The following is a 25,989-nucleotide window of genomic DNA, read 5'->3' as shown; positions in this document are numbered from 1 at the left end:
ACGCCTCCACTGGCGCACCCCCGCCGAAGCCCTCGACAAGCTACTATCCGACCAGTCAAAACCACCCGGTGTTGCAACCACCGCGTGAATCCGCCGGGGTTCCCCGCCCGTATTCCAGCGGGGAACCCACAACCTCGTGGGCCAACCCACCAAATTTGGCAGACCTGGGTGGGTCAGGAGGGGGTGGTTTCGGTGGCGCCTTTGGCGGTGATGTCGTAGATGTGACCGCCGACTCGGAGGCCGGTCAGGCGAGCGTCGGGATCCAACGCGCTGACCTGCGGGGTCGCCGTGACAGTGCCGTCTAGTGAGACCTCGACACCGAAGACGCCCTCCAGAATCAGACTGACCCAGGCGCCGGACGACGAGCAGGACCAGTCGATCAGGTAGGGGAACTGTGGCGGCGACTTCCGCGCTCCACCGGCCATCGCCGGCGCTGCCTCTTCGACGAAGTGAGCCTGACCGCACGGACCCTGGTTGGCAGACCGGGCCAGCCCAGGCAGCCAGTCCAGTACGACGTCGCCCCGGCCGAGCGCGAACAACGCCCGCCCAGCGTCCGCCGGCCAGGCCGGATAGGCGCCGTTCCACTGGTGGTCCGGTCGCACGCTGAACGCGGCATCGGCGTCGTACGGCGACAGCGCCCGCATCCAGGTCGGTGTCTGCAACTCCCGCTGGAAGAACTCCACCATCTCGGTGCGCTGCGTCTCCGACAGGTCGGCGGCCATCGTCGTACCCACGATGTTGAAGTCGTAGCAGTGCCGGACCGGGATCAGTGAGCCATCCGGCTGGCGTGCGTGCCAGAAGCCGGCGCCCTCGATGTACAGCTCGTTGACGTGGCCGGCCTGCTCGTCCGCCTCCTTGCGCAACAACGCAGCCTGGTCAGCGTCGCCAGAGACCTCAGCAGCAACCCGCAGGCACCACACGTTGGCGGCATTGAAGCTGGCGACCTCGTGCACGTAGCTGCTCACGCACTCCAGCAGGTTGTCGATACCGCCGTAGTCGGCCAGTGCGTGGTCGCGCCGCAGGCCGCGCCACGCCGTCGCCCAGTCGTGCAGGTGGTCGGCCACCGGCTTGGGACCCACTGGAGTGCCCAGGAAGTCGGTGTCGCCAGTGAAGCGCACGTAGTCGCGCACCAGCCGCGTCATGGCGAAGTCGTTGACCGAGTACCAGTAGCCGACCGGGCCACCGGTCAGCCACTCGGTGCCGAAGTGCTGGTGGATGTCGAGGTCGATCCAGTGCTCGATGTGCTTCCGCATCGGCTCCGGGTCGAGCAGCGCGTGGGTCAGAGAGGAGAGGCTGTAGTCCCAGATGAAGGTCGTCGTCTGCCAGTACCGCGGCATCAACGTGTCGTACGTGCGTCCCAGGACACTCGCCGGGTTGTCCCGCCGGAACCAGATCACCCCGAGCACGCCCCACCAGTACAGCTTCCGCAGCGCCTCGTTCGACGTCTCCAGCACCGGCAACGACCCACTGAAGCCGTCACTCGAGTGGTCGAACGCGTCGGCCAACGCCTTGTCCCACAGCTGTTCGGCCGAAGCAATCACCGCCGACACGTCTGCGATGCACGCGTCGAAGTGCTCCGTCGCCTCGGGCAACGAGCCGGCCAGCACGTGGACGTAGGCGAGGCGCGCCCGCCCGTCGGCATCCAGCTCGATTGGTGCCTCAAGCATCGACCGGTCCGCGACCGCCGGGACGTCGAGACCCTGCAGACTGACTGCGGACGCGGACTCGCCCGTGCCGACAACCCGATTGTCGACAACCTTCAAGCTATTGGGTTCCGACGGCGGCTCCGGCTTCAGCCAAGCACTCGGCGATCGAGTCGCCGTGCTGTCCAGAGCGAGACCGAGGCGGACAGAACGGCCGGGCGTGCCTTCCAGATCGAGCTGTACAACGACAGCCGGGCGGCCGGGAGCGCAGGCGGTCGTCGTGCGGAGGGAGAGCCCGTCGACGGTGGTGGATCGGATGACGTGGTCAGGCCTCCACGCCACGTCCACGGTTCCGCCGTACGAGCGGGCCAGCCGGCCGTCGACGTACAGCTGACCGGTGATGCAGTCGCCGTGCGAGTACGGCGGGAAGTTCACCGACCGGATCGCGAACACGTCCAGGTCCACCTGCGCCGTACCGAGGAAGTTCGTCAGGCCCGGCGGGTTGAACATGTCGTCGTACGTGTGGGTCAGGACATCGCTGGCCAGATCGGCGCTGCGAGGAATGGTCATGAAGGGTCGGCCCAATCGGTGTTCGGCAGCAGCGGATACCAGTCCGGTCTGGCCGGGTCGCGGTCGTATGGGTACGGGCCGAGCTCGCGGAACAGTTCGGCGTACTCGGCGAGTTTGTCGCGATCCAGCTCGACACCGAGCCCGGGACCATCCGGTACGGCGATCGCGCCGTCGACGTACGGGAGCTTGCCGCCGGCAATGATGTCGTCGCGTAGATGGTGGTAATGCGCGTCCGCCGCGAACGACAGATTCGGTACGACGGCGCCGAGGTGCAGCATTGTCGACAATTGGATGCCGAGCTCGCCCGACGAGTGGACGGCGACGCCGAGCTGGAACGTCTCACAGACCCCGGCGGCCTTGATGCACGGCCGGATACCGCCCCAGAAGGTGGTGTCGAGCAGGATCACGTCGACAGCCGGGTCGCGCACGTTCGCGGCGAGCTGTTCGAAGTTGACCACCACGGTGTTGGTGGCCAACGGGATCGAGGTTTTCGACCGGACCCGGCGCATCCCGTTCAGACCCCAGGTCGGGTCCTCGAGGTAGTCGTTGTCGAGGTCCTCGATCCCGCGGGCGAACCGGATCGCCTCCTCGACGCCGAAGGCGCCGTTCGGGTCGAAGCGGACGCGGTGCCCGGGGAACGCCTCGGCCAGCGCGCGGAAGCATTCGCGCTCGTAGTCCGGCGGGAAGACTCCGCCCTTCAGCTTGTGCACGCTGAAGCCGTGCCCGTCGACGAGCGCCCGCGCGTGCTTCACCAGCTGCTCGGCGGTCCGGATCTCGCCGGTCCCGTCGTCGGCCGCGTGCCGGAAGAACAAGTAGCTCGCGAACGGGACTGTCGAGCGGACCTTGCCGCCGAGCAGCTCGTGCACGGGTACGCCGAGGTGCTTCCCCTGCAGGTCGAGACAGGCGAACTCGACGGCCGCGAGCAGCTGAGTGCGGTTGTTGTAGAGGCTGGCCGTCGGGTTGGCGAGCATCCAGCGCAGCGCTTCGGTGCGGGCCGGGTCGTGGCCGACGAGATACTGCTTCAGGCCCGTCACGGCCGCCTCGGCGCTCTGGCCGCCACCGCCCAGCTCGCCGAGACCGATCAGGCCGTTGTCGGCCTCGATCTCCACGACCGTCCGCACGAACCGGCCCCAGTGCGCGCCGTTGCTGTGCCGCAGCGGCGCCTCCAGCGGCATCGTCACCGTGGTCGCGCGTACGTCGACGATTTTCATCGGGCGTCCTCCGGCAGTACGACGGCCAGTCCCGCAGTGAGCCCGCCGTCGACTTTCACGTCCGCGCCGGTCACGAAGGCCGCGGCCGGCGATGCCAGGAAGTGGATGACCTCGGCAACTTCTCCGGGTGTCGCCACGCGGCCGAGCGGATGCGATCGTCCCCACTCCGCAACCACGTCGTCCGTCGACCGCCCGCCACCGAACTGCGCAGCCGACGTACGCAGCATCGGAGTGTCGACCGAGCCGGGGCAGACCGCGTTGACCCGGATCCCATCCGCCGCGTGGTCGACGGCCATCGCACGTACTAACGAAAGCAGCGCGCCCTTACCCATGGAGTACGCAGCGACACTCTTCTGCGCCGCGTAAGCCTGCACGGACGCGACTACCACCACGCTGCCGCCGCGCGACACCTTCGGCACGAACGCCTGACACGCGAAGAACACGCCACCGACGTTCACCGCCATCACCTCGTCGTACACCGAGGCAGGTGTGTCGACGACCGTCCCGTAGCGCTGGATGCCGGCGGCACACACCAACGCATCGACACTCGAGACCTCCTGCGCGGCCACGGCCAGCGAATCACGATCTCCGACATCCACGGCGACACCGCGAACGCCCAACTCGTCCGACAGAGCAGCCAGAGCGTCCGCATCCCGGTCGAGGACCACGACTTGATCGCCCTCGGCAACAAACCGTTCCACCGCACCACGGCCGATGCCCGCAGCTCCCCCGGTGACTACAACTGTGCGACTCATATCCGCCTTTCAGAACTGACCCAGGGCGAGGCCCCGGGAGAAGAAGTGTTGTGCGGCAAGGAACAGGACGACGGTGGGCAGCGAGACCAGGAGTCCACCCGCGAGTACGGTCGGCAGGGCGGCTCCGCCGTACGTGCTCTGCAGGCCGGTGAGCGCGGGCATGATCGGGCGGACCGACTCGGACTGACTCAGTGTCAGGCCGAGTAGCAGGTCGTTCCAGACGAAGGTCGCCTGCAGGATGAAGATCGCCGCCAACGCGGCCCCGGCCATCGGCAGGTAGATGCTGCGGAAGATGCGGAACAGCCCGCCACCGTCGACCACCGCCGCCTCGAAGACACTGCGGGCGATCCCGGTCAAGAAGTTGCGCATTACAAAGGCCGAGAACGGCACGCTGATCGCGGTGTAGACGATGATCATCCCGGTCCGGGTGTCGTACAGCCCGGAGTCGGCGTACCCGGAGAACAGCGGCATCAGGATCATCTGCAGCGGGAAGATCGTGCCGCCGAAGATGAACACGAACCACAGGAAGCCGTACCGCAGCTTCAGTACGACGATCGCGTAACCGGCCGCGGCACCGATCAGCACCGCGAGCACCGGCGACACCACGCTGTACAGCGTCGTCGCCACCAGCGTGTCACCGAGCGAGGCCTTGCTCCAAGCGTCCGCGAAATTCGTGAACAGCGCGAACCCGGCGGGCTTCCACACCGTCTTCGCGTCGTACTCGTCGACGGACTTCGACGCGTTCACGACGAGCAGGTAGACCGGCGCCAGCCACAGCAGCCCCAGTACGACGAGGACCGCGGTTCTAACCTTGCTCACGCGACTCCCCCAACTGGTAGCGCAGGTAAAGAATCGACGCCGCGAAGGTGACCAGGCTCAGGAACAAGGCGATCGCAGCGCCCTGGCCATAGTCGTTCAGCACGAACGTCTCCTTGTACATCGAGAGCGCGAGAGTCTCCGACGACGTACCCGGACCGCCCTGCGTCATCACCCACACCACGTCGAACGTCTTCAGGCTGCCCACGATCGACAGCCCCACCACCACGGTCGTGATCGGCCGCAGCTGTGGCCACAACTGATGGAAGAAGAGCCGGAAGCCTTCAGCGCCGTCCAAGCGGGCAGCCTCCAGCGGCTCGGCCGGGATGGATTGCAGCCCGACCACGAACAGCAGCGCGTTCACCCCGGCCGCCTGCCAGGTCACGGCCACGATCATCATCAGCGTGTTGCCCGGACCTGCCTGCAGCCACCCGGTGTGCTCACCAGGCAGTCCGAAGAAGCCGAGCGCCTGCCCAAGCGCGCCATCCGGCTGCAGCACAAACCCCCAGATGACACCGACGGCCACACCGGAGATCGCATACGGCAGCAGGAACGGCAGCCGCAGCCACGTCCCCCACCGATGCCCATACGTCAGTACGGCGACCAGCAGCCCCAGCACGACCGGCAACGTCACCATGCCGACGACCCACAGCAGCGTGTTGACCAGCGCCCCCACCAGGTCCGGATCGCTGAACATCGCCTTGTAGTTGGCCAGCCCGGTCCACACCGGCGACGCCAGCCCGTCGTACGACGTGAAGCTGACGTACGTCGTCCAGAGGAACGGCAGGTACAGCAGCAGCGCCACCACGGCCGCGGCCGGCAGCCCGAACAGCGGCGCCACCCGGGCACCGGTCCGCGCCGAACGCTCGCTGACCGGCCCCCGCTTCACAGGGGCCGGTCGCTGGAGAGTGGAGGAAGTCACTTCTGCTTGGCCCAGTACGCGTCCGCCTCGGCCTGGATCTTCTGCAGGCCCGGCATCGGGTCGCCCGGCTTGGTGACGAACGCGCCGAACACCTCGAGCGCCTTGTTCGCGACCGGCACTGGCGTCGCCTCGAACCAGCGGTTGATCAGCCGGTAGCCGTCACCGCCGACATCCTTGTTCAGCGCCGCCAGGCCCGGATCCTTGATCTCGGCCTTCGGGTTGAAGGACAGGTCGCCGCGGGAGTTGGCCCAGGCGGTCTGCGCCTGCGGGGTGACCCACCACTCGGTCCACTTCTTCACCGTCGAGGAGTGCTCGCTCTGAGCCGCCGAGCACACCGGTCCGGTTTCGAAGATCATCGAGGTCTTCGGCAGGGCTGGGTTCACGTTCGGGATGATGAAGAAGTCGTAGTCGGTGCCGGCCTTCATCTTCAGCGTGTTCAGGTTGCCGCTGAACCAGGTGCCGAAGTTCTCCATCGCGACGTCGCCGTTCTTCAGCTGTGCCTGCGGCTCGGTCTTCGAGCCCGGGTCGCTGAAGTAGCCGGCGTCGATCATCTTCTTCCAGTCGTTCATCACCTCGACCACGCCCGGGTCGGTGTACTTGGCCTTGCCCGCGGCCAGAGCGTCGTACAGGTCGGGGTCCTTGCCGGCCAGCAGGGTCTCGAACCAGACGAAGGAGAACAGGATGTTGGTCTGGTAGAACGGCTTCACACCGGCTGCCTTGACCTTGTCGGCGACCTGCAGGAGCTCGGCCCAGGTCTTCGGGGTCTGGGTGATGCCGGCCTTCTTGAAGACGGCTTTGTTGTAGTACATCACCCAGTAGCCGGCGTTCAGCGGGACGCAGTACTGCTTGTCGCCGAAGGTGAAGTACTGCTTGAGCTGCTCCGGGATGTTGCCGTCGGCAACCGCCTTGGTCCACTGGTCGGTGGTCTCGGCGACCAGGTTCTGGTCGACCAGGTCCTCCAGCTCCTTGCCGGTGTGCCAGGTGAACAGGTCCGCCTTCTCCTTGGTCCGGAACGACGACCGGATGAACGCGGTGTACGTGTTGGAGTCGGAATACCCGACGGGTTGCATCCCGACCCCGATGTCCTTCTTGCTCGCCGTACCGACCTGGGTGAAGGCGTCTTTCCAGCCGCCCTTGTCGTTGTAGAACTTCAGCGAGTCGACCGGCTTGTCCTCCGGCTTGGCGGCGTTCGACCCGCCGCCGTTGCCCCCACAGGCGGACAGCACGAGCGCACCGGCCACCGCCAGGGCGGTCAGCGCTTTCCGATTGGTGATGCGTTGCATTGCTGGGTCCTTTCAGCTTCAGGGGTGCTGAAGTCGTTCGTTGATGACGGCAAGGACTCCGCCGAGGTGCTCGCGGGTGAGGCGTTCGGCCAGTTCGGTGTCGCCAGTCCGGACCGCCTCGAGGATGGCCCGGTGCTCCTCCAGGTCGGTACGGCGATCGCCGTGGATCCGGAGGATCTCCAACTGCTCACGAACGTTGACGACGGTGACGGACTCGACCACCTCGGCCAGCGTCGCGTTCCCGGATGCCTGCGCGAGGTTGCGGTGGAAGTCCATGTTGACCTCGGCCAGCTGGGCATGATCGCCGGACGCGATCAGCTCGGCCGCCGTGGTGAGGTCGGTGTCCATCCGCTCCAGCGCCGCCTCGTTCCGATGCTGGGCAGCCAACGCGGCGACCGGCGGCTCGATCAGTGCACGGGCCTCCAGCAGCTCGACCAGACGATCAGCTGACGGAGTGGGCGCCAGCGGGTTGGCGAGAACCAGCCGGCCGATGTGCGGACCGACGTATACCCCGGATCCGTGCCGGAGCTCGACAGCACCGGTGGCCTCCAGCCGCCGTAAGGCTTCCCGGACAGTCGGTACGGCGACTTTGAAGCGGTCCGCAAGTGATCGAACCGACTCGAACTGGTCGCCGGAGGACAGCTTGCGGTCCGCGATCAGTGACAGCATCGACGTCGCCAGATCGTCCAGCAAGCTGCGGCGTACGACGCCCCCCGAGGCGCTCACTTGGCTGCCGCCAGAGTGACGGTCAGGAAGCGCGGGCGGTAGATGCTCACGTCGGTGTACAGCTCGTCGCTGACGAGGCTGTTCACGTTGTAGCTGACCAGGAGCTCGTTGCCGCGGCGCAGGTCCGTGTGCTCGTGCGAGTTGTAGGTGATGATGTTCCCGCCGGTCTCCGGCGTCTGGTAGAGCTCGACCGGGTTCACGAACGGGCCGGTCGGCGAGCAGGAGAAATACCCGAGGACGCGCTTGCTGAAGAGCTCCGTCGTGTCGTGGGTGACCAGGAGGTAGCCGTCGTTCCACCGGGTCACGCTGTGCTCGTTCGCGACACCCTCGAGGATGCGGACCGACGCGGTCTCGTCGGAGGACCAGCCGGAGCCGGTCCAGTACTCCCACGGCTTCGCCGTCAGGTCGTCACCGCGGACTCGTGCGACGTGCTGGTACTTGGACGCGCCCAGGTCCTCGACGCCGTAGATATAGGTGTAACCGCTGTCGCGGAGCAGCCACGCCGACCACTGCACGTTGGCCGCGGATGGGAGCGGGGTGAGCTTCTTCAGCTTCAGCGTGGCGCTGTCGAAGCGGGCCAGGTAGTTGCTGTGCCAGCGCCAGTCCCACTGGCCCGGGCCGGTCTTCTCGAACCGCAGCGCGACCACATCGAGGTTGTTGCCGGCGTTGCTGGTCTGGGCGGCGCCGAACCAGTACCAGCCGTGGGCCGGCGGTGGTACGAGCGCTGTCGGGTTGGCCGCCGTACCGCCGGTCACCGTCTTCAGCGCCGAGCCGCGCTGGACGACGAACGAGTTGTTGATGAACGGCGTGGTTTTGGGCCGGCTGCCGTCGGGGTTGACCGGGCCGAGGAAGGTGTCGGAGAAGATCCACGCCGTACGGCTGCCAGACAGCGGAACCGAGTAGGTGCTGTCGCCACCGGTCCAGCCCTTCCCGGTGTCGCTGTAGGCGTTGAGAAGGCCTTCGGGCGCAGCGTGCGGCTGGGCCTGGGCAGTCCAGTTGGTCTGCACGGCATTGCAGCTCGAAGGGCTGGCCGAAGCGGCAGGGACGGTGAGTCCGGCTGCCAGGAGTGACGACGCGGCTACCGCAACCAAGGGACGGAACATGAAAATGATCAGATCACTTGGTCATTTTGGTGTCAAGAGTCAGGGACCTCTCCGGGTGCGTCAGGGGATTGGGTGCTACCAGCCGGGTGGGAGGATCGACGGCATGTGGAACTTGATCATCAGGTTGTTCGCCAACGCGGTCGCCCTGGCGGTGGCGGCCTGGCTCGTCGGCGGGATCACCCTCGAGGGCGCGACGACCGGCCGGCGGGTCCTCACGCTGCTGATCGTCGCCGCGGTCTTCGGCATCGTGAACGCGGTGGTGAAGCCGATCCTGGAGTGGCTGTCCTGCCTGGCGATCGCGCTGACGCTGGGCCTGTTCCTGTTCGTCATCAACGCGGCGATGCTGCTGCTCACCTCGTGGATCACCGGGAAGCTGGACGTCCAGTTCCACGTCGACGGTTTCTGGTCCGCGCTGTTCGGCGCCGTGATCATCTCCGTCGTCGGCATCCTGCTGAACATCGTCCTGCCGGACAAGGCGGAGATCAAGTGACATGAGACGGGTCGAGATCATCTGCACCGGGAACATCTGCCGGTCGCCGATCGGTGAGGTCGTGCTGCGCGCGAAGCTGGCCGAGGCCGGGATCGACGACGTGGTCGTCACCAGCTCGGGGACCGGCAGCTGGCACGTGGGCGACCCGATGGATCCGCGCGCCGCGGCGGTGCTGAGCCGCCGCGGGTACGACGGTTCGGCGCACCGGGCTCAACAGTTCCGGCCCGGGTGGTTCGCCGAGCGTGACCTCGTACTGGCGATGGACTCCGGCCACCTGGCCGCGCTGAGGGGCGAGGCCCAGCTGTTCGCCGAAATCGACGTACCGGATCCGTACTACGGCGAGGACGACGGCTTCGAGGAGGTCCTCGACCAGATCGAGAAGGCGGCCGACCGCTGGGTCGACCGCCTCCGCCAGGCTGACTAACGCAAGACTGACTAGCCCAAGGCTGACTAGGCCTGGCCGATCTCGGCCTTCAAACCGACGAACCAGTCGACGCCCGGGTCGAACTCCTTGCCGCCGGCGATGCGCGGGAACTCGATCGCGCGCAGCTCGTCACCGCGCTCCTCGTCGTGCCCGACGACGCCGCTCTCGCCGCGCAGCGCCGCGTCGACCGCGTAGTCGGTGCACTCCTTGACCAGCGCCAGGTCGCGGTCGTTCGCGGCCGCCGAGCGGCTGAAGTAGCCGCTCTTCTGCACCATCGTCTTCTCCGCGCCGATCCGCTCGGCGAACTGCTTGGCGAACCATGCGCCCGGGTTGATGGTGTCCAGCTTGACGTGCCCGAACGGGTCCCGGCCGACCTCCTCGCCGCGAGCCTCCAGCTCGGCCACGATCGACTCCACGCCGGCACCTTCGGACAGGAAGATGTTGACGCAGTCCGTCTCGTCCATCACCTTGCGCAGCCGGTCCGCCTCGGCGTCCAGATCGATCGTTGCCTCCGGCACGTACACCGCGTGCACGTCCCAGCCGGCCGCGTCCAGACCGATGCCCGGGTTCCACTCCTGCTGCTTCCACCACTCCCGGTACGACTGGGCCGTTGCCGCGGTCAACCAGCCGCAGTTGCGTCCCATCACCTCGTGGACGATCAGCATCCGGGGGTTCGAGGAGTGCTCGGCGATGATGTTGCGTGCGTACAACGCACCTTGCTCGGCCGCGGTCCAGGCGCCCAGGCTCTGCCGGATCGGGATCACGTCGTTGTCGATCGTCTTCGGCAGGCCGACCACGGTCAGGTCGTAGTCGTGCTCGTGCAGGTACGCCGCCAGGTCCGCGGCGGTGGTGTTGGTGTCGTCACCACCAATGGTGTGCAGTACGTCGACACCGTCGGCGACCAGCCGCTCCGCGGCGACCTGGAGCGCGTTCTGGCCGTCGGCGATCAGACCGCGCTTCACCAGGTCCGCGGTGTTGGTCAGCTTGACGCGACTGTTCCCGATCGGGCTGCCGCCGAACTTGTGCAGCAGGCCGGCCTTCTCCCGTACCTCGGGCGTCACGTCGACGTACCGGCCGCTGAGCAGGCCGTGGTAGCCGTTCAGGTAGGCGATGATCTCCACATCGGGCGCCACCGCGGTGTAGCGCTCGATCAGCCCGCCGACGGCGGACGACAGGCAGGGCGCGAGCCCGCCGGCGGTGAGCAGAGCAACTCTGCGGACAGACTTGTCGGCAGCCATGGGTCAGGGTCCTTCCAACGTCGCTGAAGTCGCCACCAGACTAGTGATGCAGACCACTCCTGAGACTGGTTGGGGCCCATCCTTCGGACAGCGGATCAGTCCAGCGGGACCGAGCGGGGTGGCACCGGGGTCGAGACGATGAACGAGCTGGTCGTCTGGCCGTGCACGAGGAACTTGTCCAGGACGTCCTCGAGGCCGGCGATCGCAGCGACCTGGACGCGCATCAGAAAGCAGTCCTCGCCGGAGATCCGGTGGCACTCGACCACCTCGGGCGTCCGGGCGGCCAGCTCGATGATCTTCGGGATCTGCCCCGGCCCAGGCCGAAGCCGCACCCACGCGGCGACCGGCAGCCCGAGCGCGGCCGGATCGACCTCGAGCCGGTAGCCGCGGATCACGCCGGCCTCCTCCAGCCGGGTCACCCGCTCGCGGATCGTCGGCGCCGAGACCCCGAGCCGGCGAGCCAGCTCGGTGGTCCGCAACCGAGCGTCCGCCATCAGCTCCCGCAGGATCCTGGTATTGAGATCATCCAGGAGTCCAGCCTTCATTTCGGTAAGCAAGATCGCCTCTCAGGGTTCGTTTCGGCATGGCGATGTTCTCATTGTCTTTCTACCGTAGTCCGAGTGACTAGCATCGTGGAAGCTCCTCCGCAGCGCCTGGCGGCGACCGGCGCCGCGGCCGTGACCGTGGTCCTGTGGGCCTCGTCGTTCGTCGCCATCCGGCAGGCTGGCACCGAGTTCTCGGCCGGCGCATTGTCGCTGGCCCGCCTCGGGCTCGGCAGTGTCTTTCTCGGCGCACTCCTCTTCGCCCAACCCAGGCAGCCGCAGGTACGTCGGTGGCCCGCCAAGCGCGATTGGCCGCAGCTACTCGCCTGCGGCCTGCTCTGGTTCGGGGTCTACAACGTCGCCCTCTACGCAGCCGAGCGCCGCCTGGACGCCGGCACCGCCGCCATGCTCGTCCACATCGCGCCGTTGCTGATCGCCGTACTCGCCGGTCTGGGCCTGGGCGAAGGCTTCCCTCGGCAGCTCGTCATCGGCGGCCTGGTCGCGTTCGGTGGCGTCGTCTTGATCGGTACGTCGACGTCGACCGGCCGGGCGGAAACCTGGGGCGTGGTGCTGTGCATCATCGCGGCCGTCTCGTACGCCGTTGGTGTGGTCACGCAGAAGCCGTTGCTGAGCCGCCTCCCCGCCGCCGAGGTGACTTGGCTCGCGTGCACGATCGGAGCGGTCGTCTGCCTGCCCTTCGCGCCCGACCTGATCGCCGAGCTCCGCACAGCGAGCGCCGGGACGATCTGGTGGGTGATCTACCTCGCCGCTTTCCCCACCGCGCTCGGCTTCACCACCTGGGCCTTCGCCCTCCGGCGAACCAGCGCCGGCAAGATGGGCGTCACCGTGTACGCCGTACCCGTCGTCGCCATCGCCCTCGGCTGGCTCTTCCTCGGCGAAACCCCCGCCCTCCTCGCACTGGCAGGCGGCGCCCTCTGCCTCGCCGGCGTCGGGATCTCCCGGAGGACTCGATGAGATTCGGCGCACCTGCTGTCAGGTGAGGGTGGCGGCCTGGGAGCGGAGGTGTTGGTGGATGCCGTTGTAGGCCTCGGTGGCTGGGAGTAGGCGCTTGGGGATCTTGGTGGCGACGCTGTAGTTGGCGTCGACGACGTTGGCCAGGGGGACCTCGCTGATCTGGCTGAGGAGCTGGTAGGCGTCGAGTTTGTCGAGGCCGTACAGCGAGCCGAGCCAGCCGACCATGTCGACCTGGCCAGCCCGCCACGCGTCCTCGAGCGGTCGGCTCGAGCCGATGACGGTCAGGTAGTCGTCGTTCTCGATCCGCGGCCAGGCCGGTCCGGGCGTCTTCAGGAGCTCGACGATCAGTACGACGTTCATCGCGCCCTCGACCGCGGTCCCGCAGGACTCGCCCTCACCCTGGCGGTAGTGGCCGTCGCCGACGGAGAAGAGGGCGCCTTCGACGTTCACGTTGAGGTAGCAGGTCGCACCTGCTCGCATCTCCGGCGTGTCCATGTTGCCGCCGAACGTGTCCGGCACCAGCGACGAGCGGACCTCACCGGCCGCCGGGGCGACGCCGACCGTGCCCAGCATCGGCTCGATCGGCAGGGCGATCTCCAGGTCGCTGCCCTGGGCCTGGAAGCCGACGGTCTGCTTCGCGGTGTCGACCTCGTAAATCCAGGTCCGCTCCGGCAGCGGGTCCTGCAGGGTGGCTGTACGGTCGGTGCTGGTCAGGCCCCCGAAGAACGGGATGGTGGCCGACGCACCCCAGCTGCGGGCCGGGGTGAGCTCGACGAAGTGCAGGACCAGCGTGTCGCCGGGCTCGGCGCCCTCGACGTAGAACGGGCCGGTCTGCGGGTTGACGAACGGCATGGTGAGCGAGGCGCTGGCGAGATCCGTCGTACTGCGCAACGTCCCGCAGAACGCGTCCTCGGTCCACAACCGCAGCGCGGTGCCAGGCTTGATCCGCCGTACTGGCGCGGCGCCGCCGAAAGTCCAGGTGTAGTCGTTTGGCTCCGGGCTGAATTCGAGGACGTCCACTGCGCAAACTTAAGGTGCGCAGGAGGTGTTGGGGGAGCGATCAGGGGGTTCTCAGGCGATTCTCAATCAGACGGCCTAATCTCACGATGATGGAACTTCTAGCGGAGCGGGGCACGATCATGCGCGTACTGGTGGTGGACGACGACCGGGCGGTCCGGGACTCGCTGCGCCGTTCGCTGGAGTTCAACGACTTCGAGGTGGTGACCGCCTCCGATGGCGCCGAGGCGCTCGCGGTGATCGGCAACGTCGAGCCCGACGTCGTGGTGATGGACGTGATGATGCCGCGGCTGGACGGGCTGGAGACCACCAAGGCCTTGCGGGCCGCGGGCAACAACGTGCCGATCCTGGTGCTCACCGCGCGAGACGCGGTGGCCGACCGGGTAGACGGCCTGGACGCCGGCGGCGACGACTACCTGACCAAGCCGTTCGCGCTGGAGGAGCTGCTAGCCCGACTACGCGCACTGCTCCGCCGCAGCAGCACGCCCGGCGAGGGCGGCCAGCGCGGCGAAGTGCTTCAGTACGCCGACCTCGTCGTCGACGTGGACGCACACGAGGTGCACCGCGGCGACACCCCGATCCCGCTCACCCGGACCGAGTTCTCCCTGCTCGAGCTGCTGATCCGCAACCCACGCCGAGTGCTCGAGCGCGCGGTGATCCTGGACGCCGTCTGGGGTTACGACTTCCCCACCACCGCGAACTCCCTCGAGGTCTACATCGGCTACCTGCGCCGCAAGACCGAGGTGAACAACCTGCCGCGGCTCATCCACACCGTCCGCGGCATCGGCTACGTCCTGAGAGACACCCCGCCGTGAGCCCGTCCAACCCCGACTACCCCTCGTACACCGAACGTCCGAACCAACCGTCCGGCCAGTACCACCCAGGCCCGCAGTCAAGTCCGCAGCCAGGACCACGGCCCGGGTCGCCGCCAGGGCCGCGGCCGGGTCCGCCCGGTGGCCGGCCCGGTGGTCAGCCCATTGCTAATGGCAACCGGATGGCGGCGACCGCGGCCCGCACCCAAAGCTGGGCGCAGGAGAAGCTGCACCAGCTCAGCCTGCACGCCCGCGTCACGCTGCTAGCCGCCGTCGCGGTCGGTCTCGCCGTCGCGTTCGTGAGTGTGGCGGCGTACCTGACCGTCCGGCAGCAGATGTACCGGAACCTGGACGAGAGCCTGATCCAACGCTCGACAGCAGCGGCCAAGAGCGGCGTGATCACCGAACCCGACATCATGCGTCAGCTGCCACCCGAGGCGCTCGGCCTGATCGATATCCGGATGGGCCTGCTGGCCGCTGACGGCAGCACGCTGGTCGGCCCACGCTCGGCCACTCCGCCGATCGGCCCCGCCGAACTGGCCGTCGCGAGCTCGCCTTCGAACGGCGACGCCAGCATCCGTACGGCGGGCTCACCCAACAACCAGCACTATCGCGTCATTGCGATCCCACTCGGCGGTGACCAAGCTCTGGTAGTAGCCCAGTCGCTCGAGCCGATCGACCACACCCTGCACAACCTCGGCATCGTGCTGTGGTCAGTCGGGCTGCTCGGTGTCATCGGTGCCGCACTGGCCGGCAACGCCGTCGCCGCCTCCGGTCTGAGACCGCTCGCGCGATTGACGGGTGCTGCGGAGCACGTCGCTCGTACCGAAGACTTGAACCCGATTCCGGTCACCGGCTCGGACGAGGTGTCGCGCTTGGCGCAGGCGTTCAACGCGATGCTGGCGGCGCTGGCACGGTCGCAGGACCGACAACGCCGGCTGGTCGGAGACGCCGGCCATGAATTGCGTACGCCGCTCACCAGCGTCCGGACCAACCTCGACCTGCTCGCCCAGGCCGACAAGCGCGGCGGCCTCCGTCCTGAGGACCGCAAGCAGCTGCTGGACGACGTACGCGCGCAGATGGACGAGCTGACCACGCTGATCGGTGACCTGACCGAGCTCGCCCGCGACACTCCGCAGGTGCGCAACGCCGAGCTGATCGAGCTGGCGAACGTGGTCGAGGACGCGGTGATCAAGGTACGGCGCCGCGCGCCCGGGCTGGAGTGGGACGTCCAGCTCACTCCGTTCCCGGTGTGGGGCGACGAGCGGCTGCTCGGCCGGGCAGTGACGAACCTGCTCGACAACGCCGCGAAGTACAGCGTCCCCGAGGGCGCCATCCAGCGCAGCGATGGTCAGCCGGTCGGCCGGGTCACGGTCCGGCTGCTGGACGGCGTACTCACGGTGACAGACTCCGGGCCGGGTATCGCCGAGGCGGACCTGCCGCATGTGTTCGAGCGGTTCTACCGGTCCAGCGAGGCACGCAGCAGGCCGGGCTCTGGGCTCGGCCTGGCGATCGTGAAGCACGCGGCCGAGCAGCACGGTGGCATGATCTACGCCCGCAACGCTCCCGGCGCCGGAGCCCAGTTCACCCTGTGGCTCCCCCACGCCGCCACCCAAACCCGCTGATCATCCAATCAGTCCGGGATCCATCCGTACGACGTGCCGAGAACGGGTGTGGACCCGCTCGACCCCTGTCTCGTCAGGGAGTCAGCTCTCGTCGTCCGGCTCGCGCAGCTCCGCGTTGATCCGCAGTGCCTCAGCCAATTGGTCTTCCAGGATGATGATCCGGCACGCGGCGTCCAGGGACGTCCCGCCGTCGACCAGTTCGCGGGCGCGGGCGGCCAGACGGAGCTGGTAGCGGGAGTAGCGGCGATGTCCGCCTTCGGAGCGCTGCGGGGTGATCAGCTTCGCCTCGTCCAGGCTCCGCAGGAATCCAGGCGTCGTACCGAGCATCTCGGCGGCCCGTCCCATCGTGTAGGCGGGGTAGTCCTCGTCGTCGAGGTTGGTCGGCGGATTCTCGGGGTCGTCGTGCGTCATCGTCTGCTCCACGTGCTGGTCTGGGGTCATCGCACCTCCGTGTCGAGGGCCCCGGTGCCGAAGCACCGGGGCCCTGGGTTTGGATTCTCACCATCTACTGGCTCTCGAGCCAGCCTCTACTTCCGCGGTCCGCCCCTTTCGGGGACTGAGACGGCGGGGATCGCACATTGCGTAACCGAGAACCACCTTCCAATCACGATGGGACTGCGGTACCCGCCCGGCGAAACACAGCCACAGCGGGCGATCCTGATGATGTAATCCTCTCCTTCTCTCAGCGTTCCGACTTCCGACTGCGCCGGCCGAGTACTGCGACTTGCAACTTCGGTACTGCGACTTGCAACTTCGGTACTGCGACTTGCAACTTCGGTACTGCGTTACTTCTGACTGCTGAACTTCTACTTCGAACTCCTCGGCCGGTTCCTGCTGCAACTCCCGGAACCCCTTACCTTGAACGGTTCCGGCAGCGCGGTCCTGCGTACTGCTGGTACTGCTGGTACTGCTGGACGGTCGTTGGCCGTCCGCGTCGGCTTGCACTGTTCTCTCTTCGCAACGAGAAAGACCTTAGCCCGGTCATCCGCGAATGTCTACTTTCGCCACCATAGATTTTCGTAAGCCCCAGGTTAAGGTTTCCGCTCGACCGGTCTGACGGCGAGCTGACTGGACCTTCAGGGGATCTTCACAGAGTTCTTCGGTAGCTCTGACGGGATCTTCAGGGGGTTCTCAGGTGCGGCCAGCAAAGTACTCGTCATGACCGAGAACCAGCCGCACCAGCCGCGAAACCAGCCCGGCCAGGGCTCTCAGCCCGGCCAGAGCTCTTCTGCGCAGAATTCTGGGCAGCAGCCGGAGCGGACGCAGCAGCTGCCGATGTACGGGCAGCATCAGCAGCAGCAGTTCGCGCCGCTGGGTGGGCAGGAGCGGTCGGGTCAGCACCCTTCAGGTGGGAGCGCTTACCCGCAGTTCGGGGCGCCAGGGACGCATCAGGGGACGTCTCCCGGTCCGAGCTGGCCGTTCGGCCCGCCGCCGCCGTACTCCCAGTCAGCACAGCCCGCCAAGCCCAAGCGGCGTGGCGGTCTGGCTCTGGTCGCGGCGACAGCGTTGCTGGTCGGCACTGCCGGTGGTGTGGGTGGTGCGGCTGTGTACTCGGCGACCAACGAATCCAGCGCGAACAGCCCGTCAGTGACGGCGCCGCTGAACGGCAACCAGGCCGCGCCCGCCGCGGCACCGGACGGCTCGGTGCAGAGCGCCGCCGCGAAGGTGCTGCCGAGCACGGTGAAGATCGGAGTCGCGACGTCGCAGGGCGCGGCGACCGGCTCCGGGATCATCATCAGCAAGGACGGGCTGATCGTCACCAACAACCACGTCGTGGCCGGTGCCGGCAGCAACGCCCAGATCACGGTGATGCTGCACGACGGCCGGACGGTTCCGGCCACCATCAAGGGCACCGACCCGCTCACCGACCTCGCCGTGATCAAGGCGGACGCGACCGACCTCACCCCGGCCACCCTCGGCCAGAGCAGCAAGCTCGCCGTCGGGCAAGGTGTGGTCGCGATCGGCTCGCCGTTCGGGCTGGAGGAGACCGTGACCAGCGGCATCGTCTCGGCGCTGAACCGCCCGGTCACCTCGGGCGACGACGAGCAGGACAGTACGACGGTTTTCCCAGCAATTCAGACGGACGCCGCGATCAACCCGGGTAACTCCGGCGGCGCCCTGATCGACCTCGCCGGCCAGGTGGTCGGAATCAACAGCGCGATCAAGACCGCCGGCGGATCGGGACAATCCGAAGGCGGCAACATCGGCCTGGGCTTCGCAATCCCGATCGACCAGGCCAAGCCGATCATCGACGAGCTGGTGGCCAAGGGCAAGGCCACGCATGCGCGGCTCGGAGTACAGGTCGGCGACGCGCAGTCGTCCTCCGACGGGCTCTCGCAGGGAGCACGCCTCGGCGAGGTAACGTCCGGCGGTGCGGCGGACAAGGCCGGTCTGCAAGCGGGTGATGTGGTGACCGCTGTAGACGGCAAGGCGATCGCGTCAGGGGACGCGCTGGTCGCCGCGGTCCGTTCGCACCGCCCGGGCGATGAAGTGAAGATCACCCTCACCCGGGCCGGCAAGTCCATGACGGTGACAGCAACCCTCGGCTCCGACAACGGGAACCCCACCGGCTAAGCCACTCGTTCATCCCTTCCCTGGTTGGTACTGCGGCCGCCCACCGAGCGGCCGCAGTACCTCTTTCATTGCCGTCATCGGCAGGGCTGACAACTTTCTGGCCGGAGCGTGCATCGAGGTTGGTAAGACCACCTTGGAGGGGTTGCGATGTCCCGGTTGCGCACTGTCACGCTCGCGCAGGTCTTGTTCCTGGCGCTGGCCACTCTGGGCGTAGGCACCCCCGCCCACGCCGTCGACGAATGCCTGCACCCGCCGGTACTCGGTGACATTCACGCCCAGGGCGTGGTGCCCGACCTGCTGGCCGGCGACGGACAGGCGACGATGTTCATCGCCTACTCCGGTGACTGGTATCCGCCTGACTACTGCTCGGGGGTGACGGCCACCGTGCAGAAGACCGACGGGTCACTGCGCCGCGAGATCGCCTTCGACGGTCGCGACGGCACCGGCATGCCACCGGCGATCGCGATCACCGCGACCCTGCCGATCCCGCTCGTGAACGGCGCCGGGGACTGGGTCGTGACCAAGGTGACGCGCGGGGCCGAGTCGATGGCTGTGTCGGTGCCGTTCCGGATCCGTCGCGGCACCACCGCGACGATCGAGCAGCCGGCGCGGGTGACCAGCCCGACCAAGACCACGGTCACCGGAGTGGTACGCAACTACACATCCACCGGCAGTCTCGCGATCAGCTCCGGCCGCACGGTGCAGCTGTACGGCGGCGGGGCGCAGAGCGCCCAGCTGCACTTGCTCGGATCGGGCAGGACGGACACGACCGGGCGCTACCGGTTCCAGCTCCCGATCTCCGCACCCGTCCTGTTCAAGGTCGCGGTGGTCCAGAGCGCCGGCTACGGCCCGGCCGGGTCGGGCACCGTGACCGCGCGGGTGCTCGCGAGCCTTTCGCCGCTGATCGCTTCGACACGCGCCTACATCGGGGTGTGGTGGCGTGTCAGCGCCAAGGCCTTCCCGACGACGGTGTTCACCAACCTGCAGCGGTGGGACGGCGCGTCGTGGACCTCGACGCAGTCCTTCGGCAACCCGGCCGCCGATGGCACTTTCACGCGCTGGTGGAAGCCGGATACCGCCGGCACCTACCGGCTGCGGGTCGAGCTCGCCGGAACCGGCCCGGACAACCTGCCGATCGACCGTGAGGTCAGCCCGGTCACGGTCACCGCCCGGCCGGCGACCATCACCGGGTCCGCCCGCCCGACCAACGCGACGGTCATCCGGCCGGGTACGAAGATGTCGACGTACGGCCACCTGACGGCTATGTACACGACGGGTGCCACCGGCCCGTTCGCCGGTCAGCGGGTCGTAGTGCAGACCCGGCCGCACGGCCAGACCTCGGTTCCGTACAGCACGGTCGCCAGCGCGACGACGACCGGCACCGGGTACTACTACACGAACTGGTTCGCGCGATCCGACGTGGACGTGCGGGTCGCGTTCATCTCGCCGTATCAGTCGGTCGGCTCGGCCTTCCGCTGGCTGCGGGTGGTGGACGTCAGGTAGGGCGCACCAGCGGGACACAGACGACGAAGCGGGCACCGCTACCTGGGCGGTCCCCGGCCGAGACGGTGCCGCCGACCCAGCGGACGTGCCGGAGGCCGGGCTCTCGGGCCGCCACGACATGTCGGAAACTCGCCTCGTACCTTGTCTGTCATGGGTGTGGAGATCCGGCCGGCGGACGAGCGGTTCCGGACGTCGAGCGAGTGGCTCGACTCGCGGTATTCGTTCTCGTTCGGGCCCTACTACGATCCGGCGAACGTCGGGTTCGGTTTCCTGCTCGCGCACAACGACGAGACCGTTGCCCCCGGCACCGGTTTCGGCACGCATCCGCATCAGGACCTGGAGATCGTCACCTGGGTTCTGCAGGGCGCCCTGGCCCATCAGGACTCCCGGGGACACCGCGGCATCGTGTATCCGGGCCTCGCGCAACGAATGAGCGCGGGCTCCGGCATTCGGCACTCTGAACGCAATGACGGCACTGACCCGGTCCACTACGTGCAGATGTGGGTCCGGCCGGACCAATTCGACCTCGAGCCGTCGTACGCGCAGGCCGAGATCGATTTGTCGACCGGTGAGCTGGTGCCGATCGCGTCCGGACTGGCCAAGCACGCTTCGAGTACCGCGATCCGCATCCACCAGAAGTCCGCCGGGATGTCGGTGGCCCGGCTCGACCCGGGGCGGGCCGTTCAGTTGCCGTCGGCGCCGCACGTGCATCTCTTTGTTGCCCAAGGCACGGTCAGCCTGGAAGGCGCCGGCGACCTCGGTACGGCGGATGCCGCCCGGCTGAGCGGTGCCGACGGACCACGCGTCACCGCGGGGCCGGCCGGTGCCGAACTACTGGTGTGGGAGATGTACGACTAGTCCTGCTGCTCGCTCATGGTCCAGACGTGGCGGAGGGATTGGCCCGCGATGCCGTCAGGGTTCTTGGCGAAGCCCTCGACGAACTGGCTCATGTGCTGCTGCCAGCGCTGGTCGACCGGGTCGTCCTTGAGTTGTGCCACGGCGGCCTCGAAGTCCTCGCACTCGACCAGGTGGAAGAGGTCCCGGCCGCTGCGCCAGATGGACCAGTCGGTAATGCCGGCCGCGCGCATCACGGTGATCAGTTCCGGCCAGACGCGGGCGTGCTCGGTCTCGTAGGCCTCTTCGGTACCGGGGATCAGCCGGCTGTGCAGAGCTAGGCGGGTCACAAGTGAGCAGGATACGCCGGTGGGTGTTTGTCGCGCGGTGACCGAACCGTTACGCACTACGGCGCGCGGCTCATCTCGACGGAACCGTTCGGTTGCTGGCATTTTGGGGGGCTGATCAGGGATTCGGGGCTGATCAAGACTGCGGAGGACTGATGCGCGAGCGGACCGAACCATGGCCGGGCGGCACCCCCATCTGGGTCGCGATGGCTGCTGACGACCCGGCGACGGCGATGAAGTTCTACGGCGAGCTGTTCGGCTGGGACGCCACGTATCAGGGCGCCCGGGACTATTGGGTGTGCGCGCTGGACGGCCGCGACCTCGGCGGGGTCGGCCCGAAGCACGCCGGCACCGAACACCTGCCCAGCCGCTGGACGACGTACCTCGCGACCGAGCAACTCGAGCGCACTCTCGAGGCGGTGACGACGTACGGCGGCCAGGTCGTGGTCAAGCCACGCGATATCGATCAACATGGCCGGATGGCGCTCGCGACAGACCCGAGCGGCGCGATCTTCGGGCTCTGGCAGGCGGCCGAACACATCGGGAGAGGCCGTGGCATCGACCCCGGATCGCTCGTCTGGAGCGAGGCACTGACCGACGACTTCGATCGAGCCAAGGAGTTCTACACCGCAGTCTTCGGCTACCGGGCCGAGGAGATCCGCGACTTCGGCCCCCGGTACGCCGCCTTGTACGCCGGTGGCCAGCCGGTCGCGGGCATCGGCGAACTCCGCCCGGAGCTCCCGGCCGGGAATCGCCCGCCACAGTGGTTGCCGTACTTCGCGGCTGCGGGTGCGGACGCGTTTGTCGCCGATGTCCGGGCGACGGGTGGTGACGTGATCAGTCCTGCCTTCGACACCGACTTCGGGCGGGTCGCCATCCTCACCGATCCCGAAGCGGCGCCGTTCGGGATCATCCAGCTCGAGTGCTGAGCGATTCGTCCTTGCTCTTGCCGGCGATTCACTCGAGCGATCTGCCAACTCCCGCAGGCGTACGGACGTCGTACTTGCACTGGTTGAGTAGCGTGGCACGTTGCCACACGCCGAAGACTGTGCCCCGGTGTCCATCAATCGTCGTGCGAGAGTTGGGAATGTGAAGCGAACCACTGCGATCGTCTGTCTGAGTAGTCTGCTGATCACCGCCGGTTGTTCCGACTCCAAGTCGGGCAGCGACGGCAAGCCGGACCCGAACGACGAGAAGCAGGCGTCCGCCGAGGTGGTGCAGAAGTTCGCCGCCGCCTGGATAGCGGCCTGGGCACCAGATGGCAAGCCGGATGCGGCCGCGGCGCTCACCGACAGCCCGACGACGTTCGGCAAGCGGCTCGACGACGTCGACACCGCCCTCGTCGCCAGCACCGTGAAGGTGACGCCGCAGGGCGAGCCGAACTGCACCGATGGCAGCACGTGCACGCAGGAGCTCGCCGTCGAGGCGGTGCTCCGCGGTATCGGAACGATGAAATGGACCAGTACGGCGACCGCAGTCAAGGTCGCGGACGCGTGGAAGATCAAGGCCTCCGGCGACACGATCTACCCCGGCCTCGGCGACGCGAACTACCTCAAGCGGGTCCGCGCCGTACCCGCGCGCGCCTCGATCCTGGACCGCAACGGCACCGCGCTGACCACCAACCAGCCGGTCGTCATCGTCGGTGTCGCCTCGGGCAACGTCGCGACAGCGGCGACGTACGCCGCCTTCACCAAGAACCTGGACGTCGACGGCAAGAAGCTCGCTGCCCGCGCGAAGGCGTCGCCGGCCGGTCAGTTCGTCGACGCGATCACTATCCGCGCCGCGGAGTGGGAGAGGCTGCGGCCGACCATGGGCAAGCTGCCCGGGGTGCTGACGATGGGCGGCACGCAGTCGCTGGCCGAGTCGTCGTCCTTCGCCCGCTCGGTGCTGGGGACGATGGGTACGGCGACCGCGGAGACGCTGAAGAACGCGGGTCCGATGGCGTCGGCGCAGGACCAAGTGGGTGCGACCGGGCTTCAGTACGCGTTCCAGCAGCAGCTCGCCGGGACGCCGGGCGGGACGGTCACGCTGCGGGACGGCAAGACCAAGATGACGATCAAGGTCGTCTACCAGCAGAAGGGCACCGTCGGGAAGCCGGTCAAGACCACCCTCGACCGGAACCTGCAACGCGCTGCCGAGGCCGCGCTGGCGACGAGCAAGCTGCCCGCGTCGCTGGTCGCCGTACAGGCCTCGACCGGTCAGATCCTGGCCGTGGGGAACGGGCCGACGGCGACGAACTACAACCGCGCGTTCCAGGGCCGCTATGCGCCTGGGTCGACGTTCAAGATCGTCACCTCGGCGGCGTTGCTGGGCAGCGGCGAGACCGCCAACAGCACGCTGCCGTGCACGAACACGATCAACGTGTTCGGCAAGTCGTTCAAGAACTACGACGGACTGGCCGCGTACGGCGCCGGGACGATGCAGAAGGCGTTCATCAACTCGTGCAACACCGCGTTCATCTCACAGCACGGGCGGCTGCCGGCCGACGGGATGACGAAGGCGGCAGCGATGTTCGGGGTCGGGCGGGACCTGGACCTGTCGATCCCGGCGTACGGCGGTGAGGTGCCGGCACCGAAGGACGTCGTCGCCGAGGCCGCGTCGATGATCGGCCAGGGCACGGTCACCGCGAGCCCGCTCCAGGTCGCGCTGATCGGCGCGGCGGTGGACCGGGGCACGGCGATGAAGCCGGTGCTGGTGCCGGGCAAGGACGCAGCCGGACCCGCCGCCTCTCCGTTGCCTGCGGCAACGGTCGCCGCGCTGCGCACCTTCATGCGGGCCAACGTCACCGGAGGAACCGCCCGTGTCCTGGCCGGCAACGGTGCCGTTGCCGCCAAGACCGGAACCGCCGAGGTCGTCCAGAACGGCAAGGTCGTCACCAACGGCTGGATGGTCGGCTACCGCGGCGACGTAGCCTTCGCCGTCATCGTCGAAGGCGGCGCCTCCGGCGCCAAAGCCGCCGGCCCCATCCTGAAAAACTTCCTCACCCGCTTCAAGTAGGAGTGTCGGTAGCGCGTACTAGCGTGCGCGCCATGGAGGAGACAGAACTGGCCGGGCTCGCGACTCCCTGAGAGTTGCGCTCTGAAGTCCCTGAGAGTTCCCTTAAGGCGCGGCGTTGCGGGGAAATTGTCACCTAGGGTGGTCGGATGGAGAGCTTGATTTGTCCCAAGTGCCGTGGCGCGATGCGTACGTACGAACGCAGCGGCATCACCGTCGACCAGTGCGGTGAGTGCCGCGGCATCTTCCTCGACCGGGGTGAGCTGGAGCGGCTCGTCGACGCCGAGCTCCAGTACAACGCTCCGGCCGCGCCGCCGCCACCACAGCAGCACTACGAGGAGAAGCGGCACGACGACCGCCGCTACGACAACGATCGCCGCTACGACGACCGGAAGTACGACAGCGACCGACGCTACGACCCCCGCTACGGAAAAGAGCAATACCGCGGCAAGAAGAAGAAGTCCTTCTTCGAAGAACTCTTCGACTGACAGGCGGCAGCTCGCCGGTTCCTGGTGGTCCGGTGGTGTGGTCGTACGGCGTTCAGACGCGGCGCGCGTGGAGGACGGGTTCGCGTTCCTCTTCGGTCGTGCCGCCCCAGACGCCGTACGTCTCGCCGACGACCAGCGCGTGCTCGCGGCACTCCCGCCGTACGGGACACGTCCCGCAGAGCGACTTGGCGAGCAGCTCTCGGGCGTGTTTGCGGAGGCCGCGCTCGGATTCGGCGGCGAAGAACAGATCGGGGTCGACGTCGCGGCAGGCGGCCCGGTCCTGCCACGCCCAGTTCTCGATCAGCGGATACGGCAACCCGGCCGGCGCTTTCGTCACCGCTCCAGCGGGCGGCTTGCGCCGGCTCACGACGACTTCCTCAATGACGTCATCGCCAGACACCTCGGACTTCGGTCAGTCACCCGGGGCGGGGTGAGTCTCTACATTCCCCGGCCGCGCGACCCCATCCGCAACCGCGGGGTACCCCTCCTGGTACCCCGCCCCCAAACTCGCCCCACCACCATCCCAGCACCCCCGCCAGGCAACCCGACCTGGCCGAAGCCGCCGCTGTGGGCGGCGCGGGGGTGGGGATCGGGGCTAGGGTCAGGGGCGTGAGTACGCCTGGGGTGAGCCTTCGTCCGATGACCGAGGCCGAGTTCGAGGTCTGGAAGCGGCGTAATGCCGAGTCGTTCGCGGCCGGGGTGGGGCCGGCCCGCGGGCTGAGTCCGGAGAAGGCGATCGAGTTCGCCCACACCGAGGTGGCCAAGCTGCTGCCGGACGGCCGCGACACCGAGCACCACCTGGTCTGGATGGCGTGCGCCGGCGACGAGCCGGTCGGCAGCCTGTGGATCAGCACCAAGCCGCGCATCCCGTTCATCTACGGCCTCGAGGTCGACGCCGCCCACCGCGGCAAGGGCTACGGCCGCGCGATCATGCTCGCCGGCGAGGAGGAGATCCGTCGCCTCGGCCACACCCACCTCGACCTGAACGTCTTCGGCAACAATCCCACCGCCATCAACCTCTACAACTCCCTCGGCTACACCGTCACCTCCCAGCAAATGCGCAAACAGCTCTGACCGCTGTGGTAACCCTGAGGTAG

At 67.7% G+C, this 25,989-nt stretch carries 26 protein-coding genes; 12 read left to right on the top strand and 14 right to left on the bottom strand.

Annotated features, from left to right (window positions below; genetic code table 11):
- Positions 1 to 173 precede the first annotated feature (173 nt).
- From EV646_RS22280 to EV646_RS22245, 8 genes are read right to left on the bottom strand one after another with little or no spacing between them, the layout of a single operon-like run.
- Positions 174 to 2,213, bottom strand: coding sequence for a glucosidase family protein (locus EV646_RS22280; protein ID WP_132151506.1), 2,040 nt, complete (start codon positions 2,211 to 2,213; stop codon positions 174 to 176).
- Positions 2,210 to 3,424 (bottom strand): enolase C-terminal domain-like protein, encoded by a 1,215-nt coding sequence (locus EV646_RS22275; RefSeq protein WP_132151504.1) that lies wholly within the window; start codon positions 3,422 to 3,424, stop codon positions 2,210 to 2,212. The genes EV646_RS22280 and EV646_RS22275 overlap by 4 nt, the downstream gene beginning before the upstream one ends.
- Entirely contained in the window at positions 3,421 to 4,179 is a 759-nt protein-coding gene (locus tag EV646_RS22270) for an SDR family NAD(P)-dependent oxidoreductase (protein WP_132151502.1), read from the bottom strand. The genes EV646_RS22275 and EV646_RS22270 overlap by 4 nt, the downstream gene beginning before the upstream one ends.
- A 9-nt stretch (positions 4,180 to 4,188) precedes the next feature.
- On the bottom strand, positions 4,189 to 4,998 hold the full coding sequence (locus tag EV646_RS22265) for a carbohydrate ABC transporter permease (RefSeq protein WP_132151500.1): 810 nt from the start codon (positions 4,996 to 4,998) through the stop codon (positions 4,189 to 4,191).
- A complete protein-coding gene (locus tag EV646_RS22260; protein ID WP_132151498.1) occupies positions 4,985 to 5,884 on the bottom strand; it encodes a carbohydrate ABC transporter permease in 900 nt (299 codons plus the stop codon). Before EV646_RS22260 ends, EV646_RS22265 begins: the two co-directional genes overlap by 14 nt.
- A gap of 29 nt (positions 5,885 to 5,913) precedes the next feature.
- Positions 5,914 to 7,200 (bottom strand): ABC transporter substrate-binding protein, encoded by a 1,287-nt coding sequence (locus EV646_RS22255; protein ID WP_199237117.1) that lies wholly within the window; start codon positions 7,198 to 7,200, stop codon positions 5,914 to 5,916.
- Positions 7,201 to 7,218: 18 nt separating this feature from the next.
- Positions 7,219 to 7,926 (bottom strand): FadR/GntR family transcriptional regulator, encoded by a 708-nt coding sequence (locus EV646_RS22250; RefSeq protein ID WP_199237116.1) that lies wholly within the window; start codon positions 7,924 to 7,926, stop codon positions 7,219 to 7,221.
- Positions 7,923 to 9,029 (bottom strand): DUF4185 domain-containing protein, encoded by a 1,107-nt coding sequence (locus EV646_RS22245; protein ID WP_199237115.1) that lies wholly within the window; start codon positions 9,027 to 9,029, stop codon positions 7,923 to 7,925. Before EV646_RS22245 ends, EV646_RS22250 begins: the two co-directional genes overlap by 4 nt.
- A gap of 103 nt (positions 9,030 to 9,132) precedes the next feature.
- Between EV646_RS22245 and EV646_RS22240 the strand changes: the two genes are divergently transcribed.
- Complete coding sequence (locus EV646_RS22240; RefSeq protein ID WP_132151494.1) at positions 9,133 to 9,519, top strand: phage holin family protein; 387 nt, start codon at positions 9,133 to 9,135, stop codon at positions 9,517 to 9,519.
- Between the two features lies 1 nt (position 9,520).
- Complete coding sequence (locus tag EV646_RS22235) at positions 9,521 to 9,943, top strand: low molecular weight protein-tyrosine-phosphatase (RefSeq protein WP_132151492.1); 423 nt, start codon at positions 9,521 to 9,523, stop codon at positions 9,941 to 9,943.
- 26 nt (positions 9,944 to 9,969) lie between these two features.
- Here the strand turns inward: EV646_RS22235 and EV646_RS22230 are convergent, their stop codons facing one another.
- Both EV646_RS22230 and EV646_RS22225 read right to left on the bottom strand, forming a co-directional pair.
- Entirely contained in the window at positions 9,970 to 11,181 is a 1,212-nt protein-coding gene (locus tag EV646_RS22230) for a pyrophosphate--fructose-6-phosphate 1-phosphotransferase (RefSeq protein WP_132151490.1), read from the bottom strand.
- A gap of 95 nt (positions 11,182 to 11,276) precedes the next feature.
- Positions 11,277 to 11,726, bottom strand: coding sequence for an Lrp/AsnC family transcriptional regulator (locus tag EV646_RS22225; protein WP_132151488.1), 450 nt, complete (start codon positions 11,724 to 11,726; stop codon positions 11,277 to 11,279).
- Positions 11,727 to 11,801: 75 nt separating this feature from the next.
- Here EV646_RS22225 and EV646_RS22220 point away from each other — a divergent pair, with 75 nt between their 5' ends.
- A complete protein-coding gene (locus tag EV646_RS22220) occupies positions 11,802 to 12,698 on the top strand; it encodes a DMT family transporter (protein WP_241996245.1) in 897 nt (298 codons plus the stop codon).
- Between the two features lie 18 nt (positions 12,699 to 12,716).
- Here the strand turns inward: EV646_RS22220 and EV646_RS22215 are convergent, their stop codons facing one another.
- Positions 12,717 to 13,718: an acetamidase/formamidase family protein gene (locus tag EV646_RS22215; RefSeq protein WP_132151486.1), complete on the bottom strand. Its 1,002-nt coding sequence runs from the start codon at positions 13,716 to 13,718 to the stop codon at positions 12,717 to 12,719.
- Positions 13,719 to 13,837: 119 nt separating this feature from the next.
- Here EV646_RS22215 and EV646_RS22210 point away from each other — a divergent pair, with 119 nt between their 5' ends.
- Positions 13,838 to 14,530 carry a response regulator transcription factor gene (locus EV646_RS22210; protein ID WP_132151602.1) on the top strand — a complete coding sequence of 231 codons (693 nt, stop codon included), beginning with the start codon at positions 13,838 to 13,840 and terminating at the stop codon, positions 14,528 to 14,530.
- A 179-nt stretch (positions 14,531 to 14,709) separates the two neighbouring features.
- Entirely contained in the window at positions 14,710 to 16,152 is a 1,443-nt protein-coding gene (locus tag EV646_RS22205; RefSeq protein ID WP_132151484.1) for a sensor histidine kinase, read from the top strand.
- A gap of 81 nt (positions 16,153 to 16,233) precedes the next feature.
- Here EV646_RS22205 and EV646_RS22200 read toward each other — a convergent pair whose 3' ends face one another.
- Positions 16,234 to 16,593 (bottom strand): MerR family transcriptional regulator, encoded by a 360-nt coding sequence (locus EV646_RS22200; protein WP_241996244.1) that lies wholly within the window; start codon positions 16,591 to 16,593, stop codon positions 16,234 to 16,236.
- Between the two features lie 717 nt (positions 16,594 to 17,310).
- Here EV646_RS22200 and EV646_RS22195 point away from each other — a divergent pair.
- The 3 genes from EV646_RS22195 to EV646_RS22185 all read left to right on the top strand — a co-directional run bounded on the left by EV646_RS22195 (position 17,311) and on the right by EV646_RS22185 (position 21,087).
- Positions 17,311 to 18,726: a S1C family serine protease gene (locus tag EV646_RS22195; protein WP_132151482.1), complete on the top strand. Its 1,416-nt coding sequence runs from the start codon at positions 17,311 to 17,313 to the stop codon at positions 18,724 to 18,726.
- 147 nt (positions 18,727 to 18,873) lie between these two features.
- On the top strand, positions 18,874 to 20,229 hold the full coding sequence (locus EV646_RS22190) for a hypothetical protein (RefSeq protein ID WP_132151480.1): 1,356 nt from the start codon (positions 18,874 to 18,876) through the stop codon (positions 20,227 to 20,229).
- A gap of 150 nt (positions 20,230 to 20,379) precedes the next feature.
- Entirely contained in the window at positions 20,380 to 21,087 is a 708-nt protein-coding gene (locus tag EV646_RS22185; protein WP_132151478.1) for a pirin family protein, read from the top strand.
- Here the strand turns inward: EV646_RS22185 and EV646_RS22180 are convergent.
- The gene (locus EV646_RS22180) at positions 21,084 to 21,413 is read right to left on the bottom strand and encodes an L-rhamnose mutarotase (protein ID WP_132151476.1); all 330 of its coding nucleotides are present in this window, start codon (positions 21,411 to 21,413) and stop codon (positions 21,084 to 21,086) included. The genes EV646_RS22185 and EV646_RS22180 overlap by 4 nt on opposite strands.
- 152 nt (positions 21,414 to 21,565) lie before the next feature.
- On the opposite strand from EV646_RS22180, the gene EV646_RS22175 reads away from it, so the two are divergent.
- The 3 genes from EV646_RS22175 (at position 21,566) to EV646_RS22165 (ending at position 24,892) form a co-directional block, all read left to right on the top strand.
- Positions 21,566 to 22,339: a VOC family protein gene (locus EV646_RS22175; RefSeq protein WP_132151474.1), complete on the top strand. Its 774-nt coding sequence runs from the start codon at positions 21,566 to 21,568 to the stop codon at positions 22,337 to 22,339.
- A gap of 160 nt (positions 22,340 to 22,499) precedes the next feature.
- A complete protein-coding gene (locus EV646_RS22170; RefSeq protein WP_132151472.1) occupies positions 22,500 to 24,407 on the top strand; it encodes a penicillin-binding transpeptidase domain-containing protein in 1,908 nt (635 codons plus the stop codon).
- Positions 24,408 to 24,553: 146 nt separating this feature from the next.
- Positions 24,554 to 24,892: a TFIIB-type zinc ribbon-containing protein gene (locus tag EV646_RS22165; RefSeq protein WP_132151470.1), complete on the top strand. Its 339-nt coding sequence runs from the start codon at positions 24,554 to 24,556 to the stop codon at positions 24,890 to 24,892.
- A 52-nt stretch (positions 24,893 to 24,944) separates the two neighbouring features.
- Here the strand turns inward: EV646_RS22165 and EV646_RS22160 are convergent, their stop codons facing one another.
- Positions 24,945 to 25,259 carry a WhiB family transcriptional regulator gene (locus EV646_RS22160; protein ID WP_132151468.1) on the bottom strand — a complete coding sequence of 105 codons (315 nt, stop codon included), beginning with the start codon at positions 25,257 to 25,259 and terminating at the stop codon, positions 24,945 to 24,947.
- A 242-nt stretch (positions 25,260 to 25,501) separates the two neighbouring features.
- Here EV646_RS22160 and EV646_RS22155 point away from each other — a divergent pair, with 242 nt between their 5' ends.
- Positions 25,502 to 25,966, top strand: a complete 465-nt coding sequence (locus EV646_RS22155) for a GNAT family N-acetyltransferase (protein ID WP_241996242.1) — start codon at positions 25,502 to 25,504, stop codon at positions 25,964 to 25,966.
- Positions 25,967 to 25,989: the final 23 nt, after the last annotated feature.

This window comes from Kribbella antiqua, from assembly GCF_004345665.1.
Classification (GTDB): domain Bacteria; phylum Actinomycetota; class Actinomycetes; order Propionibacteriales; family Kribbellaceae; genus Kribbella; species Kribbella antiqua.
This window is presented reverse-complemented; position numbering and strand designations above follow the sequence as displayed.